Source organism: Vibrio toranzoniae, assembly GCF_024347655.1.
In the GTDB taxonomy this organism is placed as follows: domain Bacteria; phylum Pseudomonadota; class Gammaproteobacteria; order Enterobacterales; family Vibrionaceae; genus Vibrio; species Vibrio toranzoniae.
In genome coordinates, this window is the sequence record NZ_AP025515.1 from 192,233 (window position 1) to 212,030 (window position 19,798).

Here is a 19,798-nt window from a genome sequence, read left to right on the forward strand (position 1 = left end):
GCAAATGCTGACTCCACTGTTACTCAACAGTAAGTACTTATCAATCACCGACTATTTTTATAAACCGGCCATAGGTACTAAATATACCAATGCAGACCAAACCGATACCCAACCAACAACCGCTGCCGCATCCAACCAATCTTGCTTATCCATTTTTATCCCCCACAGGAAACACACCTGCAGGAATAAAGCATAAATGGTGCCAATTTTATAAATCAATCAATAGTGACGTACTACTTTGCATTACTTAGAACATTCTAAGCAATTCATCGTTTCATGTTGTTGTAATGACTCAGGATGATCCTGAAGAAACTCGATGAAACAGTCTGCCATTGAATCTGTCGTGACAGTTCCGTTACCTAACATACCTAAAACGGCGTCATAGCCCTCCTTCCCTTTCATGGTATAGGCAGAAGAAGTACCTTTATACACTCGATCGTGGTTCACGGTTTGCCACCCGGAAGATTCTGAATAAATTTCTAAGTGGTGAATGCGGTGGCCTAGCGGTGCCTCTTTGTAATAACAAAACCTCAAGTTATGAGTATAAGGGAAACTACCCGACCCAGTACCAACCACTCCATTGTCCAAAGCATTGTTAATAGCCCCTTCCAACATGTCGGCAATCGTTTCTCCTCTCACTTTGTACATGCCAATAGGTACGGCAAACGGTAGTAATTTTCCGGCAATGTCGGCAACCGATACATCACCACTATTTAGCGAGTTTCTGACTCCTCCAGAATTATGAATAGCAAACTCGACTTCATGCCCTTTTTTATTCATTAGGTAGTGAAATGATTGTGCGACTAACGGTGCTAGTTGACTTGGGCCTTGTTCATCGGGAATTCGTACATGGCGCAAGTTATTCTCGACGTAAGTGATAACTTGTTGCTGCAACTTTCTAACTTGAGGTTGGTACTTATCGGTCAAGATACTTTGAAGTTCAGGATCTTTTTTACATACCACGATATTAGAATGGTTGTTCAAGAACTCACACGCCATATCGTGGGCATCGTCTTGTCCAACCTCGCTCAATTTTGCGTCGATAAACAGCCGACGTCCTAATAACAGCTCGTTCTTACCATTAAAGTGAGTGACTTTACCTTCTGAATCGAACTCTATTTCACAGTGACCTAAGCTCATTGCATGGAAACCCGCTTGTACCACATAGGTGTCGCCAATTTTTACACCGTAATCATCGTCTTTCACTAAACCGATGTCAGAGAAGTCGCCTTGCAAGCGGTGGCTATGGCCACCCACAATCACGCCGATACCTGTTACATTCGCTGCTAATTCCAAATCAGCTTCATAGCCAAGGTGGCTCAGTAACACAATCTTGTTTATGCCTGCCTGATGAATCTGTTCTATCGTGGCTTTGGCGGTTTCTAATGCATTTTCAAATGGGGTGTCAATATCTGGGTTAGCAATGCTCGCCATCTTATCGATGCTTAAGCCGAAGATGGCGACTTTCTCGCCATCAAACTCTTTCGTTATAAAAGAAGCACTTCGTGTCTCAGTTAGGTAAGGCTTAACAATTTCGTTGTCCGCTAGGGTATGAGTTTTATTGATATCCTCATTCGATAAATTCCAGTTACCAGCCAACAATGGGAATTGTATTCTTTTCGCGAAAATCGCAACCGGTTCATTCCCCATGTCTAACTCATGATTACCAAGCGTCATTGCGTCTATATTCAACGCATTGAGCAAATCAGCATTAGCCCTTCCTTTAAACAATGAAAAGTACAAAGTGCCTTGAAAGCAGTCTCCAGCGTGTAAAAACAGAGTACCGAACTTCTGACGTTTAGCGTCTTGCTCAATTTGCTTAAATCGAGTTGAAATTCGCGCAAAACCACCAGTACTGACATAAGGTTCAATGATGTGGTTGTTCATTTTAAGTGATAGCTGTAATGAGGTTGGTTCAAAGTATGAATGGGTGTCATTGATGTGTGCCAACACTATTTTTATTGGCTTGTTCTTTTTAGTCATATTTTCTTCTCTCTTTGTCCCTTCATACTAGGTCGAGAATAATGACAGAATCGTGAATTTTATGAAACTGAACTGAAAAAAAATACTCAAGATAGCTATAAATCTCATTTTGAACCGTACAAACAAAGAATAGTTTTTGTGACCAGTGGGCATACCGGCCTAGTAATTTTAGATTATGATTAAAGATATTTGTTAGCTTTCAAACAATTAGCAGAGTATTCCGTTAGGAGTAAGTCTATGCAACTAGAAAGAATTGAGATTTCTGGCTTTCGGGGTGTCAAACGTATGTCACTCACGTTTGACGAACTAACCACGCTTATTGGTGAAAATACTTGGGGTAAGTCTTCATTATTAGATGCCCTGTCCGTCGTTCTCCCCTCTGACGGAGTACCATATCAATTCGAAATGACTGACTTTCATGTCGATTATTCGATTTCACATCCACAGTTTCAACACCTTCAAATTGTTCTTGCGTTAAAAGCCAACGACAAAAACGAGCTTAAAGCGGGTCGTTATCGCAAACTGAAACCGATTTGGGTTCAAGATGAATTTGGCGTCAACCGTATCTATTATCGAATCAGCGCAACGTTAGAACAGTATGAAACGACAACACATTACGCATTTTTAGACTTAGATGGAAACCCGCTCAAGCTTCATCACCCAGAGAAATTTGCCCAAGAGTTAATGACCTTGCACCCTGTAATTCGCTTACGAGATGCAAGACACTTTAATCGCCCTTTCCATCACAAAGCAGTCAGCAACGTGGCTAGTGGCAATGGTCGTCAGGCGAGAATAGAGAAACGGATCGATAACACCTGCCGTCGACTTATGGCAATTCCCGGTCACGTCAATAAAGGCGAAATGCGCAGTAGCTTAGAGTCGATGCAAAACCTCATAGAGCATTATTTTTCATTTAAGAGCGTTTCTCGCAATAACCCAAGGAAGCCACGGGATGGTTTACGTTACTCTACAGGAGCAAATGAAAAGAGTATTCATCAGATTGTCGAAGAGACCAAAAGTAAGCAAACTCGCTTATTGTTTATGGGTTTACTTAATGCCTATCTACAAGCTAAGGGGCCGACTGACTTAAGACGGTGTGCCCGTCCTCTTTTGATCCTTGAAGATCCAGAAGGTCGTTTGCACCCAACGCATTTAGCTAGAGCTTGGAGTTTAATGCAAAAATTACCCATGCAGAAAATGCTCACGACTAACAGTGGCGAATTACTATCTGCTGTACCACTTCAATCGATCCGCAGGTTGGTTCGTCAGTCTGACAAAACCATCGCTAACAAACTCAATATGAATCACTTCAGCAAAGATGAGCTAAGACGAATTGGTTTCCATCTTCGCTTCCACCGCCCTGGTGCTTTATTTGCTCGATGCTGGTTGCTGGTAGAAGGTGAAACTGAAGTTTGGTTGTTTAATGAGTTAGCCAATCAATGTGGGTATAATCTTGCAGCAGAAGGTGTCCAGATCATCGAATTTGCTCAATCAGGGCTTAAAGCTCTCATCAAAGTAGCACAAGAATTTGGTATAGACTGGCACGTAGTAACCGATGGTGATGCCGCAGGTAAAAAGTATGCGGCAACGGTCCTCTCAAAGCTTGGTAACGATCAAGCACGACACCGTCTAACTGAATTGCCTGATAAAGATATCGAACATTATTTGTATATGAACGGGTTTGAGAACTTTTTTCGTGACATGGTTAAGATACCTTACGATCACCCTATCCCACCGAAAAAAGTCGTCGCTAGAGTTCTCAAAAAACACGCGAAGCCAGACCTTGCTCTTGCCATCGTTTCTAATTGTGAAAGCCGGGGACAAGAGTGTATTCCGATACTACTAAGGTGGACATTAAAACGTGTGATTACAATGGCTAATGGAAACACGTAATATCATTTTCCTACTCCCCGGAACAAAAAAGGCACACCAAATAGGTGTGCCTGTATAAATAGTTATACAAATTAATTGGGGGTTATCTTGCAAGAGTTCACCGTCACTAGAGCAGCACCTACTTAACGAGTTAGGCCTTCGCTTGCTTAGTGTGTTGTTCAACCACTTCCGAAGATTGGCTTGATTTATCGTGAAGCCATAGCCCCGTCGCTTTCATTAAGTATCCAAACACACCACCAAGCAGTAAAGATGGTACTACAAGTTGCCAATCGCCACCTGCCGCAAACGTTGCACAGCAACCAATGAAGGTTCCTGGGATATAAGCTAGCCACGCTTGTTTCGCTTGAATACACATAAAGAAAGCCACAATAGCAGTGATCACATAGCCAAAAATCTCTAACCCTACGAAGGTTGAGCTTTCGATTATCACCATAGCCCAGAACACGCCTGTCATATTGGTCAATAAGCTACCTGCTAATCCTTTAACGCCGCCTATTGGCGATGCAAAGTAACTGGTGCAACCTAAGAAGCCTGCCCATGACAATAATCCCAAAGAGATAGCAATCCATCCCCACAGACCTGACAAAATACCTGTTGTTAGTGAAATCGCGACTAATGTACTCATACTATTTCTAAAGCCTAATTACGCAATTGAACGCAACCGGATTTAGCCTCACTTAAAATCAAGTAAGCATATTATGGTAAGAACGCCTTCTTTTAGCTGATCATGATCACATTAATAATGTACACAAATGTTCTTATATCACGAGATAGAGACCGGAATCGCTTATTCAACACATTTAGTTATCAGTGGTTGTTGGCAATTTATCGCTAGAGAACGGACGGTTTGCCTTTCATCATGCGCTTACCTTCGCGCTTAATACACTCGGCAAGTGGGTTTTCTGCCATGTCAGCACGCCAAATAAATGAAAGCGTACGTTCCATTTCAAGCTCAGGGACATTCAAAGTAACAAGCTGACCTGATTCAACAAACTGCTCGACATCGAGATAAGGTAAACACGTTAAATATGGCCCGTTTGCTACTAAGCTTCTTAAAACAGGAACGTGTTCATATTCTCGCCACACATCAAGGTCACCAATTAAATGATGAATAGAGCTATCAAAAACTTTGCGGGTACCCGAACCATGTTCACGCAATACCCACTTCGCTTGCTCTAACTGCGCCAAACTCACACGTTCACGTTTCGCAAAGGGGTGATGAGCGGATGCAACGACCGTTAAATGGTCAGTACACCATACTTCTTGATGAACTCGGTTGTCATCGCAACGACCTTCGATCACACCTAAGTCATATTGATAATCTAATACGCCATCGATAACGGCATCGGTACTTTGTACTCCAAGCGAGATTCGCATCTCTGGAAAGTCGTTATCAATAATACTGATGAGGTCAGGAACGAGATGTTCTGCCGGGGTTTGGCTCGCGCCTAATTTGAGCTCTCCACTCAATAAATGCTGCTCGTAAAATCCCATTTCGATTTGCTGCGCATCTTGCAGTAAACGCTTCGCTTTTGGCCTTAGCCACATCCCCCAATGAGTAAGAGCCATTTGCTTACCCTGCCTTTCAAATAAAGGCCTGCCGAGCATTTTTTCCAACTGTGCAAGAGACATACTTGTCGCTGATTGAGTCAACGCCAACTTGTCTGCTGCATGACTAACACTCCCGGAATCTGCCACTGCATCAAATACCGCGAGTTGCTTTAATGAATAACGCAAAATTCATCCTTAATGATTTTAATTATTTGTGTCCTGCTGCTCGTTTTTTTAAGCCGATGAGCAATCAATTTCATTCTACGCGTAACCAAATCTATATCAATAATTTTGATGTGGTTTCTAAAAATTATCAATTTTACCTCAACTCCTCAACTCCCTAATCTGGAATGGCAGGACACAACGAAACCTGCAAAACATCACGGATTAACCGAGTCATTAACACTAGGAATTACACATGACGGATTGTTCAAGGGGGGAGTATGGTAACCAGTACTTCTGAAAACTATCAACTGTTCTCACCAGCACAAATGATGGCGGAAGCAGAGAAGTTTTCCTTAAGCAAAGCAAATAAAACCAGCAGCATGACAGTGAGTTTGGCGATCATGGCTGGTGCATTTATAGGGCTGGCTTTCTTATTCTACATCACGGTAACCACGGGTAGCGCTAATGCTGGATGGGGATTGAGTCGCTTAGCCGGCGGTCTTGCATTCAGTATGGGTTTAATCTTGATTGTGATTTGCGGTGGCGAGCTGTTCACCAGCTCAGTGTTATCAAGCATCTCATGGGCTAACAAACAGATTACTTTCACTAAGATGTTGTCTATTTGGGGCAAGGTGTATGTCGGCAATTTTATCGGTGCCATGTTCCTTTTGGCTCTAGTAAGTGCAGCAGGATTGTATCAATTAGATGGCGGGCAATGGGGGTTAAATGCTCTGAATATTGCTCAACACAAGCTACACCACAGCCCTGTTCAAGCTTTTGCTTTGGGTGTGCTTTGTAACTTATTGGTGTGTTTAGCCATTTGGTTAACGTTCAGTTCTGCTAACGCTATGACCAAAGCGATGATGACTGTATTACCCGTAGCAATGTTCGTTAGTTCAGGCTTTGAACACTGTGTGGCGAATATGTTCATGGTTCCACTAGGCATCACGATTCAAACATTCGCACCAGAAAGTTTTTGGATGCAAATTGGCGCAACACCAACCCAGTACGCAGACCTAAACATCATGAAATTTGTCACCGCAAACTTGGTGCCAGTAACAATCGGCAACATAGTCGGTGGTGCAGTATTGGTCGGCTTAGCCAATTGGAGCATTTATCGTCGCCCACAACTTACAGCAGCAAAAATTACAACAATTACACAAACAACAGAAATTACGTCAGTTAAGGAAACCACTATGAATACAGCAACGACTATCAAGCAAATCATGAACACTCAACCAATTACACTGAGCGTAGAAATGCCTACATCTGTGGCAATTGATTCACTTTTAGATGCTCAACTTGTTAGCGCTCCAGTTTGCGATGTTGAAGGTCGTCTAGTGGGTATTTTCTCTGTTCACGATGTAATGGTTGACCTTTGGTGCCAAGACTACATCCCAACTAAAGGCCAGAAAGTCGTAGACCTAATGAGCCGTGATGTTGTGGCTATCGGCGCAAACGACAAGTTGGTTGATGTGGCTGAGTTCCTATGTATCGACAAAGAGCAACTGTACCCGACGACAAGTATGGGCTTCGCAACTCGCTTGACTTCTCTTTCTCTAGAAGAGCGTGCAAAAGCGATGAAAGTGAGCCAACCACATATGCTGCCGGTATTGGAAAACGGTGTGATGGTCGGGGTTCTAACTCGCATTGAGGTGATGCAAGCACTTCGCCCAATCTACGGTGACCGCCTAAACGCAGTACCAAAAGCGGAACTAGAAACGGCTTAACTGGCTAATGGTCTAACTTACAGTGATTTAACTTGCAACCAACGGTTTAACTAGGAAGCGTGTAGCCAACGACTGTTTGACTAGGAAGTGGTTAGTTAACTAGGACAAGGTTGAACAGTTAGGGATTAGTTGTTCGCCTAGATAAATCAGTCATGGCAACGTTGACTGGCTAAAAGTAAATGGTGGCTTAAAGCGCAACTAAAGATTTGACACAAAACAGATCTAAACGCGTGACCATTTACCATAATAAAAAGGCGCAAAGTGATAACTTTGCGCCTTTCTCTATTTCTAACTGCCGCTTTCTAAGTATCTATTCAACTTTGATACTACATAAGCTTGATACCAGTTAGCATTAATAGCTAGATTATTTCTTTACACCTTCAACGTGTAGTTCCATGTCTACATAGCTTGAAGCGCCCATTACTGGAATGTTGAAGTCAGCAAGTTCTAGACGAGTTGTACCAACGAAGCCAGCACGCTCACCGCCCCACGGGTCTTGACCAGCACCGATGAATTCAGCTTCAATAACGATAGGTTTAGTTACACCGTGAAGTTTAAGGTCGCCCATAACTTCAAGTTTACCGTCACCTTTATCAACCACTTTTGTGCTGTTGAATGTTGCGTCTGAGAATTTGCCTGCATCAATGAAGTCAGAGCTACGGATGTGCTTGTCACGTTCTGCGTGGTTTGAATCAAGGCTTGTTGTATCAATAGTTACGTTGACTTTAGACGCTTCAACGTTGCTTTCATCAAATGAGAAATCACCTGAGAATGTGTTAAAACGACCTTGGATAAAGCTGTAACCTAGGTGGCTAACTTTAAAGTTAACTGAAGCATGCGCACCTTTTGTATCAATCACGTAATCAGCGGCGTTCGCAGCGAAAGGCATTGCCATAGCAAATGCTAATCCTGTAGCGATAATTGACTTTTTCATTTTGAAGCTCCTATCATTTTTCGTAGCGTATCGTCTTTGTCGATAACGTGGTGTTTTATCGCCGCTAAGGCGTGCACTGATGCCATGATGATCAGTACCCATGCAGCATAGTAGTGAACCGTACCTGCGAGATCAGATTGGTTTGCAAATAGTTCACCCATACTTGGTACAGTGAACCAATTGAATACTTCGATCCCGCGGCCATCTGATGTTGAAATCAAATAACCTGAAATAAATAAAACCGCTAAATTGATGTACATAAAGCCGTGAGCAACCTTCGCTGCTGCAACTTCGTAGCCTTTACCTTCCACTTTAGGTGACGCGGTAACTAACTTCCAAAGCAAACGGATAACAGTAACGATAGCCAAAAGAATACCTACCGAACGGTGGTAATCTGGCGCTGTTTTGTACCACTCGCTGTAATATGAAAGATCAACCATCCACAAGCCTACACCAAATAGTCCAAAAATCGCGAGGGCTGATACCCAATGCATCGCTCTTGCTAAGGGGTTGTAATTTCTAACGTTATTGTCCATGAACCTATTCCGAATATTAACGAGTAGTGTAGTTTCGAAAAGCGTACCCTACACCAAGTTTGTGTAACATATTATTTACCAAGCTTTACATTAATTACATCGTTCCAAATTAAACGAGTTATTCAACTTTTTTGAACAAGTTGGTCATAGAGGTTAAATTTCAACGATTTGCTCAATTTCATAGAGCTCGTCTGATATGTCTAACATTTTACGTTCCATTACTTTCTGAGCGTCTTCTACCCCCTTGTTGTAGTAAATGGCCCCAAACTTTTTACTTATAAAATCAATCAAAAACTCAGTATCAAACTGACCAAGTTCTACATCAAGTTCATCTTGCAGGTACTTTTGAAGGGCATGGGTTAGCTCAGACTTTTGTTTCGAATCTAATTGAATGGTCATGAATACTTCCAAGTTAAGAGTAAATAAGTCAATCGAGATCAGCTGACTAAACTATAATTTCGCTAACCCAATGAACATTAGCTAACTCGCTATAGTCTTTCTAACTGATTAGAATTCCTCATAATTTAGAATACAGATCAGCTAAGTGCCAGCGCTATCCATAAAAACGGCTAGGAATAGCTAATTTTGATAGAGAGATCAAGAACTCACACTTTGCTAATAGGTAAAGACACAAAAATTACCGTACTATTGCCCATCAATAAAATAGTAACTATGCATAAGGGACTTCATTGTTATTAGATCTCGTGATTAAAAGCGTCAATCAGTTTCAAGATGATTGCCTAAAACTCTGTGAACACCATTATCCTACCGTACATAATCAAGGGATCAGTGAGCATCACATAGGGAAAGCTTTTGCCAGACGAATGGAACACACCTTCGTTAGCTTTAATCATGCGAGTCATACAAGTCCACTTGAAATGTTTTCTTCCAGTGATGCCCCTCGACATTTCCGAATTTCTTCTGAGATAGGTACCGTATGGACGATCAGCCATCATATGGTGAGTGCAGGTAAAACCTGTCGTAGAAAGTTAATGTTAGACATTCATAATTGGCAATCAGAGTATGGGTTTGCTATCCAACCCAATGACCTTTTAATCATTGTCTCTGATCATTGGATAAGCCGAGGCAAAAGCAGTGGTGAGCTCTTACATTGGTGGATGGGCGAACTCCCAGACGAGATCACTGAATATAGCCAACAAGGTATCACGCTAAGAGAGAGTGATTCTCAATTCGCTACTGATTTAAATAATAACTTTAGTATCAGCCCATGTTTTATTAAATTCGGTCACCCGTTAAAACGGTCAGGGAATCAACAGTTGGTTCGTAAATACATGCAACTTTATGCTGTACTTCAATGGCAGTAAGAATATGGGTCAACACGCCCTAGTCACCGCTTGCCAATCTCACATGTTAACACATCACACATGTAAAAAAGCCCAATCAAAACTGACTGGGCTGGCTTAAAAGAATCTGTTTTATATCAATCCCTAATAACCCGCAGTGGACGGTTTGATTCTATATAGAATAGCGAACATCACTGGTACTACTATTAGCGTTAGTACTGTAGCAAAGCCTAAGCCTGCCATGATGGTAATCGCCATCGAGCCGAAAAATGCATCGAATACCAAAGGAATCATACCCAAGATAGTCGTCAGTGCTGCCATAGATACCGGTCGTACACGACTAATCGCGCTGTCGACAACCGCTAAGTAAGGGTCTTTACCTGTTGCTAGCTCGCTGTTGATCTGGTCAAGCAGTACAATACCGTTCTTCAGAATCATGCCGCTTAGACTCAATAAGCCTAGGAATGCCGTGAAGCTAAATGGCATATTAGTACCTAACAGACCAATCGAAACACCAATGATAGAGAGTGGAACCGTAAACCAAATCACAAGCGGCTTACGAAGCGAGTTAAACAGAAGCATGGTGATGATAAACATCAACAAATAACCCATTGGCAGTGAACCAAATAGAGATTCTTGAGCATCTTTAGAGGTCTCATATTCCCCTCCCCAACTAATGCTGTAGCCTTCTGGTAAATTTAATGCTTCTACCTTTGGTTTCACACGAGCAAACAAACTCGCTGGTGTTTCATCACCAAGCACGTCGTGGTCAGCTAGCACCGTTAGCGTACGTTTTCTATCACGACGCTGAATCAGTGGTTCAGACCATTGAAGATCTACGCCATCGATCACTTGCTCAACTGGGATGTAAGTTTGTAGCGATGGGCTCCAAATCTTCACATTGTTTAGCGATTCAAAATCAAAACGCTCTTTTTCCGGTAAACGCGCCACGATAGGTAACATATGAGTACCATCACGCAATAACCCAATGTTTTGGCCACCAAACGCCATCTGTAACGTCTCAGACAAATCAGTTTTTGAAATGCCTAGGCGACGAGCCTTAGATTCGTTGAACAATGGTATAAGCTCTTTAGTACGTTCACGCCAGTCGTGACGAACATTTCGCGAGCCTGGATCCGTCAACAAAATATCTTCGACTTCAACGGCAATGTTACGCAGTACTTGTGGATCAGCGCCGATAATACGCGCTTCTATTTTTGAAGCTGGTGAAGGGCCAAACTCAATCAATTTGAATTGAAACGTCGGTTGTTCAAATTTGTTGACTAAGTTTTTGTCTAACCCTGCTAGAACCTTGAACATGGTTTCACGGTCAGTGGTCCTTACTTGTAACTGGCTGTACGCTTCGTAGCTTTTCTCTGGTTGATATGTCAGCGCAAAACGTTGCATGCCCTGTCCAACCGTTGTTGTTACAAACTCAACGTCGTCTTGCTGACGAATGTAGCTTTCAACCTTTTCAGTCTGTTTGATGGTTTCACGAACATCCGTACCTTCAGGCATCCACATATCCACGAAAAACATTGGCGTGTTTGATGGTGGGAAGAACTGTTGCTTCACCATACCAAAACCGGCGATCGAAGCAGCCAACAAAGCTATCATGCTCACTACGGTTAACCATCTAAAACGCAATGCAAATTTCAGAGACGTGCCGAATACAACAAACAAAATACCTTTGTACGGGTCTTGGTTCTCATCGACCTTGTCTTCTTCTTTAAGCAACATCTCAGCAAGGAATGGCGTCAATGTTAGTGCCGTAACCCAACTCAAGAATAACGAGAAGCACAGTACCCAGAACAGTGAACCCATGAACTCTCCTGTCGCGTCTTTCGACAAACCGATCGGCGCAAAGGCTGTGATAGCGATAATAGTCGCGCCCAATAGTGGCCATTGTGTTTGTGTCACAATGTCTTTCGCGGCTTGAAGCTTGGTCTTACCTTTCTTCAAACCAACCAGAATACCTTCAACGACAACAATCGCATTATCCACCAGCATACCCAACGCGATAATCAGCGCACCCAGTGAGATACGGTGCAGTTCAACATCGTTGTAGTCCATCAGGATGAAGGTACCGAATACCGTCAATAGAAGAACCAAGCCAATGATCAAACCACTGCGTAAGCCCATTGCGAACAGCAGTACAATGATAACGATGGCTACCGCTTCAACTAGGCTGATTAAGAAGTCAGCCACTGATTTATCGACTTCTTGCGCTTGGTTGTAAAAGTAGTTCAGCTCTACACCTGCTGGTTTAATGCTTTCTAGGCGATCCAGTTCTACATCCAGTGCTTTACCAATCTCAACCACGTTTACGCCTGAAGAGAATGCAATACCTAGGTTGATTGCGGGTTTACCGTTGTACGTTAATACATTGCCCGGTTTTTCTTGAATACCACGAGTCACTTCAGCGACATCTTTTAATCGAATCAAGTTACCTGTATCACGACCATGAATGATCAGGTTTTCGAGCTCCTCAACTGTGCTCAATGTACCGTTAGGTTTGATCGTTAGGCTTTGACCATTCAGCATTACTTCGCCTGCCGACACCACACTGTTTTGTTGTGCTAACAGTGACGTAACCGTCGACATGTCTAGATTCAATGCGGCTAAGCGTTCCAGAGACATCTCAACAAACAGTTGTTCTTGTTGGTCACCCGCAATACTGACTTTACCAACACCATCAACCAGTTCAACTTCACGCGTTAGGTAATCTGCGTACTGTTTTAGCTCGACATAATCATAGCCATCACCGGTCAACATGATCATCACACCGAATACATCACCAAAATCATCAATGATCTGAACGGAATTCACACCACTTGGTAACGTTGGCTGTAGGTCGTTGATCTTGCGGCGCATTTCATCCCAGATTTGTGGCAGCTCGTCGGGCCCGTAGTCCATCTTCATGCTAACTGTAATTTGAGACAAACCGTTCGAAGAGGTCGATGTGATCTTATCGATGTAAGGGAGCTGTCTTATCTCCTTTTCAAGCGGGTAAGTGAGCTCCTCTTCAACTTCCATAGACGTAGCGCCAGGGTAAGTTGAAATAATCATGGCATCTTTAATAGTAAAAGCAGGGTCTTCTAAACGAGATAGATTACCAAAAGACGTGACACCGCCAACGGCCAAAATGACGAGAAACAGCCAACTGATTACTTTGTTCTTTATTGAATATTCTGCGATGTTCATTCTGCTTTTCCTGACAATTGGATTCCGTCACGGAGTTTTCTTAGATTCGAATTTACGAGTAGCTCACCTTGCTCAACACCATGAGCGATAAGTGCGCCTTGGCCGCTGATCTTGTCGACTTCCACTTCGCTTTTGAATGCTTGGCCGTCTTCCATTTTCCACACGTAAAATTGGTTCGCTTCAGCGCCTGCTTGTAGCGTCGTCATTGGTAACTGGTAGCCTTGAACATCACTTAGGCCTGCTTTCCCCATGTCGACATTGACCGTAACGCTCGTACCCGGCAGAATTTCACTTTCAGGTTGCTGCATCTGCATCCAAAACTCGTATGTACGTGATTGTGGGTGCAATTCACTGGTGTGCTCTAGATACGTCAGAGGATATTCTCCAGAGTGACCACCAAAGGTCGCCTCAGGACGGTAGCTACTTGAACGCATGTCAGGGCTGATCGACGCTAAGATCGAATCGGATACTTGAATTCGTACGTAAACCTTATCGTTCTGATACAAACTAAGTAGCGTTTCACCTGGTGTCGTATTTTCAAAGCGTTGCTTATCGACGGTTGAAACCGTTCCATAAAATGGTGCTAGAAGCTTTGTGTAACTTAGCTTACGTTCTGCTGCAGCCAAATTAGCCGATGCCAGCTTGTGGTTAGCGGTCAGTTGATCGTATTCTGATTGCGACAACATCTTGCTACCGAACATCTCAGTACCACGAGTCAATTGCTTATTCGCAAGTTCGAACTGAGACTTTGCATCGGTCAGGTTTTGTTGGTAAGTCGCATTGTCTAAAGTAGCCAGTAACTGCCCTTTTTCGACCTTGTCTCCCGCTTCAACCAATACTTGCTGGATCTCACCAGCTAGTTTAAATGCCAAAGGAGTGAGCTCAGCAGGCATTACCTGTCCGTTAAATCTACGGTGTTGTTCAGTAAGTGGCGCACCGACTTTAAACGTTGAAACCAAAAGTGGCTGTTGCTCGCGGAGCTCCATTTCGTTGTTACACGCTTGCAGCAATAAGGCCGAAGCAACCACAACTGATAATTTGGAAAGGTTCATTAGATACCACCCTCACGTAACCAAGCTTTTACTTGTTGCCCATCTGATAACCCACTGACACCAGCTTCGACGATTAGGTCGCCCGAAGAAAGACCGTCAATTACATTGCCTTGATTATCCAGCGTCACTTTTACTTTAGAGATCAACTGAGACTCTGGGTCATAGCGCCAAAGTTCTCCGTGGTCTGCTTGTTTGTTTAACCATGCTGAATCGACAATACCGACACCGTTGTCAGGTTTGCTTTTTTCAACTTCGACTTGCGCCGTCATGCCGGAAAGAAGCTTGATATCATCAGTTTTTTTAATAGACACAACGGCTTGGAAGCTGTTGGTGTCTTCGTCGGGTTGAGTTGAGATCTCTTTAAAACGTGTTGGGATACGTATCCCACGGTGGCTATCCATCACAACCCACATGTTTGAGCTGATTAGGTCTTGAACCGAACGGTCTTCAAGCTTTGATACCGGAATAGAGAAAGTCACATCCATTTCACTGTGATTCAAAATGTTAAGTACCGGCTGTTTTTCAGCGATCAATTGGTATTGCTTACCAAACACCATCGATACCACACCATCAAATGGAGCAACTAGCGTGGTGTAACCAAGATTTGTTTTTGCTTGGTCCAACTCAACTTGAGCGGCAGTAAAGGTGTTTACGGCTTGGTCGTAGTAATCCGTACTCACCAGCTTCTTCGAGTACAACTCTGACGCTTGCTTGTATTGGCTGTTCGCTAGATCAAATTTAGCTTGTGCAGCATCCACCGCAATACGGAAATCCGTTGCATCTAACACGGCGAGCACTTGCCCTTTTTTCACTTCTTGCCCCATACGAACAAAGAAGGTTTCAATATCTCCCCCCACATTGAAAGAGAGTGCAGCACGGTCGGTCGCATCAATCTTTGCGATAAAATTATCAAACCCAACATCAGTCTGTAGTGGAACCTTAAACAACTTTACTGGTTTAACAACTTGAACATTTTCTTCTGACTGAACCTTGTCACATCCCGCCAGATAGCCTGCGAGCAATAATGTGGTTAGAGCCACTCCTACCTGCTTACTCGTCATATTTTTTATAGACAAATTGGATTGCATGATGCTTCTCCATTTAATTATTACAGTTTACTATCCATTCGTGCAGTATATTCAAAGCCTGACAATGTACAACCTTTACTTTCCACTTGTGCAGTATTTTTTATTTGAGTGAAAACAGTGTAGAATGCGGCAATCAGATAAATGTGTGAATTGAAGATGACTGAAAAGAAACAAGGTAGAAGAAGTGCAAAAGACGCCGAAGAGACGCGTTTTTTGATCATGGGCGTTGCCGCAGATATGTTCTGTGACTTTGGCTATGATCGTGTTTCACTGCGAAACATCAGTGAAAGAGCAGGTGTATCGCATAGCCTTATCCGCCATCATTTTGGTAGTAAAGAGAAGATATGGCATGCGATAAGCGATTGTTTACACGTATATTTTCAGTCTTATATTGCTAAGATAATGGAAGAGCTTCCCAAAGACGTAGCACCAAACATTTCTATCTATTTGTTTAGCATGCGCCTTTTTAGCAACATGATTCACTCACGCAGACCAATGCAGCTTATTTCTGATTCAGTCCGCCAAGAAGATCACCTAGTTGATTACTTTATCGACAACACTGGTGATATTGAAAAGGAAATAAATCAATTGGCAGCGCAATATAATGATGCGAATCCAGACAAAATGATCAATATTTATGAAGTTAAGTGGCAAATGATCATGTATGCACATGGTGCTGTGTGCCTAACACCATTTATGGAAAGTACGTGGAACGAAGGTGAAATGGAAGCAACTCCAGAAGAAGCCTTGCACATGCATTGGCAGTTGTTCAATACACAAATGGTCAGCAAGTTTAATGTCGACAGTGAATGGGTGTTGAATCCAAGCTCTATTGGAGAGCTGATTTACGATGTGCCTTGCGTATGGAAGTGTAACCAAGAACATCAGTAAACCGATGTTTGAATATATCCTGATTGTAAATTAGTTTACTTGATAAAAAATGCGCCGTTACAGAGCCAACTGTAACGGCGCATTTTTATTTGTGTCGATCTTAATGTAGAGATACTCCAGTATTTTCGGCCACATTATCGGTCCAACATAACCAATTATTGCTTACGTAGAATACGTAAGCTGCACCAGACATCGCACATAAGGCATTGGTCGATTAAAAACCTGATCTTACCAACGCACCATTTCCTACCCAAGCCTCGAGAGCACGTTTTTCTCCGCGTAACCATATGCATGACACAATATTTTAATTGATTAATTCTCAACAATAACTGTAACTAAAAATTAACAATCGATGGAATTTCAATCATAAATACGGTGTGAACCACAAAAATGAGCCACAATTGTAATGATTGATATCAGAGGTATAGATTCAACAAGCATGCTAAATGACATCGTTTAAATCAAACACAGCCGCAGTAGTGAGTTGCAACAGTTTAAACGCAGGTCTAACAGACCTAGTGGAAGGTAGAAATACCTCAACGTCTCCGAAGGCCCATAAGGCGTCGGACTTTTAACAAGGAGAGATTATGAGAGGCGTTGCTTTGCATTTTACACTGGATGAGTTCCAGGACCGATTAACAAAAGTTCGGCTGTCGATGGAAGAACGAGAATTGGATGTCCTTATCATTCACGATCCTTCTAACATGGCATGGCTGACAGGTTACGACGGTTGGTCTTTTTATGTACCACAATGTGTCGTTGTGGGCTCCTCTGGCGAGCCTGTTTGGTTTGGGCGCTGCCAAGATGCAAATGGGGCGTACAGAACTGCGTATATGTCTGCAGAAAACATCACCTATTACCCTGACCATTATGTTATGAACCCGCCATTACATCCGATGGATTTTCTGGTAGAAGCCGTACTGGTTCCGCGCCTTTGGGATCGCGGTCGTATCGGTGTAGAAAAAGACAACTATTACTTTAGTGCCACCGCCTATGAATCACTTATCACTCACTTACCGAATGCTCAACTTCTCGATGCTACCGGGCTAGTGAACTGGTGTCGCGCCGTTAAATCCGATCAAGAACTCGCTTACATGTACCGCGCGGCTCGCATTGTTGAAAACATGCACCGTGTTGCGTTCGATATGATCGAGCCAGGGTTGCCGAAACACCACCTTGTCGCCGAGATTAACCGCCAAGCGGTGCTCGGACATGAAGACCACTTTGGTGATTACACGGCGATAGTGCCCCTTTTGCCATCTGGTGCTGATGCCTCTGCACCTCACCTAACGTGGGACGATAGACCATTCAAAAAAGGCGAAGGTACTTTTTTCGAAATCGCTGGGGCGCACCGCCGTTACCATTGCCCACTCTCTCGCACCATTTTTCTTGGGGAACCAGACGACAAGTTTAAACGTGCCGATGAAGCCTTAAATTTAGGTCTCGAAGCAGGCTTAGAAGTGGCAAAACCCGGTAACACCTGCGCCGAAATCGCCAATGCATTAAACCAAGTTCTCGATAAAGCAGGATTCTCACGAGAAGGCGCGCGTTGTGGTTATCCAATTGGTATGAGCTACCCACCAGATTGGGGCGAGCGGACCATGAGTTTACGAGACACTGATAAAACCGTATTGAAAGAAGGCATGGCATTCCACTTTATGCCGGGACTATGGTTTGAAGATTGGGGGTTAGAAACCACCGAAAGTATTGTGATCACGAGTGATGGTGCAAAAACCCTGTGTGATTTTCCACGACACCTCTTTATTAAACACTAATATTTCAAACCTTAAGTTCTGTGAACTAAGCTTAAGAACAAAAAGGAGTTGATATGCAAAAAACCTCGATCACAGCCACCGTAGACTTTGACCGAGAAGGCGTACAGCACGGTTTTTTAACGCTCCCCTATTCCCACGATGACTCCGCTTGGGGAAGCATCATGATACCTATAACCGTGATTAAGAATGGTCACGGTTCAACATCACTACTTACTGGCGGTAATCATGGTGATGAATACGAAGGTATCACCAGCCTACTTAAATTAGCAAACTCGCTTCAAGCCGAGCAAATCCAAGGCCGTGTTATTATTGTGCCTATGATGAACTTACCTGCGGTACAAAATGCTTCGCGTACGTCATCTATCGATAAAGGGAATTTAAATCGCAGCTTTCCAGGAAACCCTGTTGGCTCCGTGACCGAGAAAATCGCGGATTATTTTACTCGTTACTTGGTACCCATGTGCGAGTTTGCGTTAGACATTCACTCCGGTGGTAAAACGCTAGACATCGTACCTTTCGCCGCAGCCCACCGTCTCGACAACCTCGACCAAGAAGAAGCATGCATCTTAGGTGCAAAACTGTTTGGCGCGCCTTACACCATGATCTTACTCGAAATGGACACCACTAGCCTGTACGACACTACCGTCGAATCTCAAGGCAAAATATTTGTCACCACAGAACTCAGAGGCGGCGGAACCAGTACCCCAGAAACCATCGCTTATGCCGACCGTGGAATCCGTAATTTCTTACGTTTTTCAGGCAACTTATCTGGTGATTACGAAAAAACAACCCAGCCAACCAAGTTACTTGATATGCCCGATGCAAGTTGCTACGTGCAAAGCCAGCACAATGGCATCGCCGAATACTTATTTGAGCTTGGCGACACCATCAAACAAGGCGATGTTTTGATGAGGATCTATTCGACCGAGCGCACAGGGACCGCCCCTATCGAATACAAAGCTCAGCGTAGTGGTATTTTTGCTGCACGTCGTTTCCCCTCCATGGTGAATACTGGTGACACTGTCGCCGTGATCGCTAAAGACTGTGGCGAATTGAACTGATTGGTATTTTATAGGGAGAGCAATTATGCGCCTCGATCGCTACGACATAAAAATTCTACAGATACTCCATGACCACGGTCGTATCACCAAATCTCACCTAGCCGAGGCCATTAATCTATCCGTTAGCCCTTGCTGGGAGCGTGTCAAAAAACTGGAAGAAGCCGGCATTATTGAAGGTTACGGTGCAAAAATAAATACCGATGTTTTGTTCAAACGAACGTCGGTAATGGTTGAAGTCACGCTCAAAGAACACAACGCTCAAGCATTCAAACGTTTTGAGAAACTGGTTCAACATTCACCAGAAGTCACGGATTGTTATGCCACAGGTGGCGGTGTCGATTACATCCTCAAAATTCAGGCTGAAGATATCGATCAATATCAGCGTCTTATCGACAACTGGTTGGAGTCAGAAGTGGGTATTGAGCGCTACTTTACTTACATCGTGACGAAAACAATTAAACGTGATGCAGACATATTAGAAGTCAAACAAAGCGTCTTGTTCTAAAAGAGAAAATACGCTTAAAACGCAACCAGAAAATTCATCATATCTAACAATGCGGAAAAGAAAATTCTGATGGTTTAAACCTCGGTATCAGAAATTATTCCGTTCACTTCTCCACTACAGTTTAAC

Annotated in this window: 16 protein-coding genes; 7 read left to right on the forward strand and 9 right to left on the reverse strand. The window is 43.3% G+C overall.

The genetic code is table 11. The annotated features are described in order from the left end of the window. Positions 1-243 precede the first annotated feature (243 nt). A complete protein-coding gene (locus OCU50_RS15365; protein ID WP_060466799.1) occupies positions 244-1,983 on the reverse strand; it encodes a bifunctional metallophosphatase/5'-nucleotidase in 1,740 nt (579 codons plus the stop codon). Positions 1,984-2,220: 237 nt separating this feature from the next. Between OCU50_RS15365 and OCU50_RS15370 the strand changes: the two genes are divergently transcribed. Next, positions 2,221-3,876 carry an ATP-dependent endonuclease gene (locus OCU50_RS15370; protein WP_060466800.1) on the forward strand — a complete coding sequence of 552 codons (1,656 nt, stop codon included), beginning with the start codon at positions 2,221-2,223 and terminating at the stop codon, positions 3,874-3,876. Between the two features lie 130 nt (positions 3,877-4,006). Here OCU50_RS15370 and OCU50_RS15375 read toward each other — a convergent pair whose 3' ends face one another. Together OCU50_RS15375 and OCU50_RS15380 are read right to left on the reverse strand one after the other, a co-directional pair. Continuing rightward, positions 4,007-4,501 (reverse strand): DUF1097 domain-containing protein, encoded by a 495-nt coding sequence (locus OCU50_RS15375; RefSeq protein WP_060466801.1) that lies wholly within the window; start codon positions 4,499-4,501, stop codon positions 4,007-4,009. A 206-nt stretch (positions 4,502-4,707) separates the two neighbouring features. Next, positions 4,708-5,613 (reverse strand): LysR substrate-binding domain-containing protein, encoded by a 906-nt coding sequence (locus OCU50_RS15380; protein WP_017058330.1) that lies wholly within the window; start codon positions 5,611-5,613, stop codon positions 4,708-4,710. 257 nt (positions 5,614-5,870) lie between these two features. On the opposite strand from OCU50_RS15380, the gene focA reads away from it, so the two are divergent. Continuing rightward, positions 5,871-7,322, forward strand: coding sequence for a formate transporter FocA (focA, locus tag OCU50_RS15385; protein WP_060466802.1), 1,452 nt, complete (start codon positions 5,871-5,873; stop codon positions 7,320-7,322). A 364-nt stretch (positions 7,323-7,686) separates the two neighbouring features. Here focA and OCU50_RS15390 read toward each other — a convergent pair whose 3' ends face one another. From OCU50_RS15390 to OCU50_RS15400, 3 genes are all read right to left on the reverse strand, one after another. Further along, a complete protein-coding gene (locus OCU50_RS15390; protein ID WP_060466803.1) occupies positions 7,687-8,256 on the reverse strand; it encodes a YceI family protein in 570 nt (189 codons plus the stop codon). Then, positions 8,253-8,792 carry a cytochrome b gene (locus tag OCU50_RS15395; RefSeq protein WP_060466804.1) on the reverse strand — a complete coding sequence of 180 codons (540 nt, stop codon included), beginning with the start codon at positions 8,790-8,792 and terminating at the stop codon, positions 8,253-8,255. The genes OCU50_RS15390 and OCU50_RS15395 overlap by 4 nt, the downstream gene beginning before the upstream one ends. Positions 8,793-8,945: 153 nt before the next feature. Continuing rightward, positions 8,946-9,191: a DUF2164 domain-containing protein gene (locus tag OCU50_RS15400; RefSeq protein WP_017058334.1), complete on the reverse strand. Its 246-nt coding sequence runs from the start codon at positions 9,189-9,191 to the stop codon at positions 8,946-8,948. 290 nt (positions 9,192-9,481) lie between these two features. Here OCU50_RS15400 and OCU50_RS15405 point away from each other — a divergent pair, with 290 nt between their 5' ends. Beyond that, a complete protein-coding gene (locus OCU50_RS15405; RefSeq protein ID WP_060466805.1) occupies positions 9,482-10,117 on the forward strand; it encodes a hypothetical protein in 636 nt (211 codons plus the stop codon). A gap of 123 nt (positions 10,118-10,240) precedes the next feature. On the opposite strand, the gene OCU50_RS15410 is transcribed toward OCU50_RS15405, so the two are convergent. From OCU50_RS15410 to OCU50_RS15420, 3 genes are read right to left on the reverse strand one after another with little or no spacing between them, the layout of a single operon-like run. After that, a complete protein-coding gene (locus tag OCU50_RS15410) occupies positions 10,241-13,300 on the reverse strand; it encodes an efflux RND transporter permease subunit (protein ID WP_060466806.1) in 3,060 nt (1,019 codons plus the stop codon). Further along, positions 13,297-14,352 (reverse strand): efflux RND transporter periplasmic adaptor subunit, encoded by a 1,056-nt coding sequence (locus tag OCU50_RS15415; protein WP_060466807.1) that lies wholly within the window; start codon positions 14,350-14,352, stop codon positions 13,297-13,299. Before OCU50_RS15415 ends, OCU50_RS15410 begins: the two co-directional genes overlap by 4 nt. Further along, complete coding sequence (locus OCU50_RS15420; protein WP_060466808.1) at positions 14,352-15,440, reverse strand: efflux RND transporter periplasmic adaptor subunit; 1,089 nt, start codon at positions 15,438-15,440, stop codon at positions 14,352-14,354. Before OCU50_RS15420 ends, OCU50_RS15415 begins: the two co-directional genes overlap by 1 nt. Before the next feature lie 156 nt (positions 15,441-15,596). On the opposite strand from OCU50_RS15420, the gene OCU50_RS15425 reads away from it, so the two are divergent. From OCU50_RS15425 to OCU50_RS15440, 4 genes are all read left to right on the forward strand, one after another. Continuing rightward, positions 15,597-16,331, forward strand: coding sequence for a TetR/AcrR family transcriptional regulator (locus OCU50_RS15425; RefSeq protein ID WP_060466809.1), 735 nt, complete (start codon positions 15,597-15,599; stop codon positions 16,329-16,331). A gap of 587 nt (positions 16,332-16,918) precedes the next feature. Further along, the gene (gene doeA, locus OCU50_RS15430) at positions 16,919-18,106 is read left to right on the forward strand and encodes an ectoine hydrolase DoeA (RefSeq protein WP_060466810.1); all 1,188 of its coding nucleotides are present in this window, start codon (positions 16,919-16,921) and stop codon (positions 18,104-18,106) included. A gap of 53 nt (positions 18,107-18,159) precedes the next feature. Further along, on the forward strand, positions 18,160-19,167 hold the full coding sequence (gene doeB, locus OCU50_RS15435; RefSeq protein ID WP_060466811.1) for a N(2)-acetyl-L-2,4-diaminobutanoate deacetylase DoeB: 1,008 nt from the start codon (positions 18,160-18,162) through the stop codon (positions 19,165-19,167). Positions 19,168-19,192: 25 nt separating this feature from the next. Further along, positions 19,193-19,672, forward strand: a complete 480-nt coding sequence (locus tag OCU50_RS15440) for an Lrp/AsnC family transcriptional regulator (RefSeq protein WP_060466812.1) — start codon at positions 19,193-19,195, stop codon at positions 19,670-19,672. The last annotated feature ends 126 nt before the right edge of the window (positions 19,673-19,798 follow it).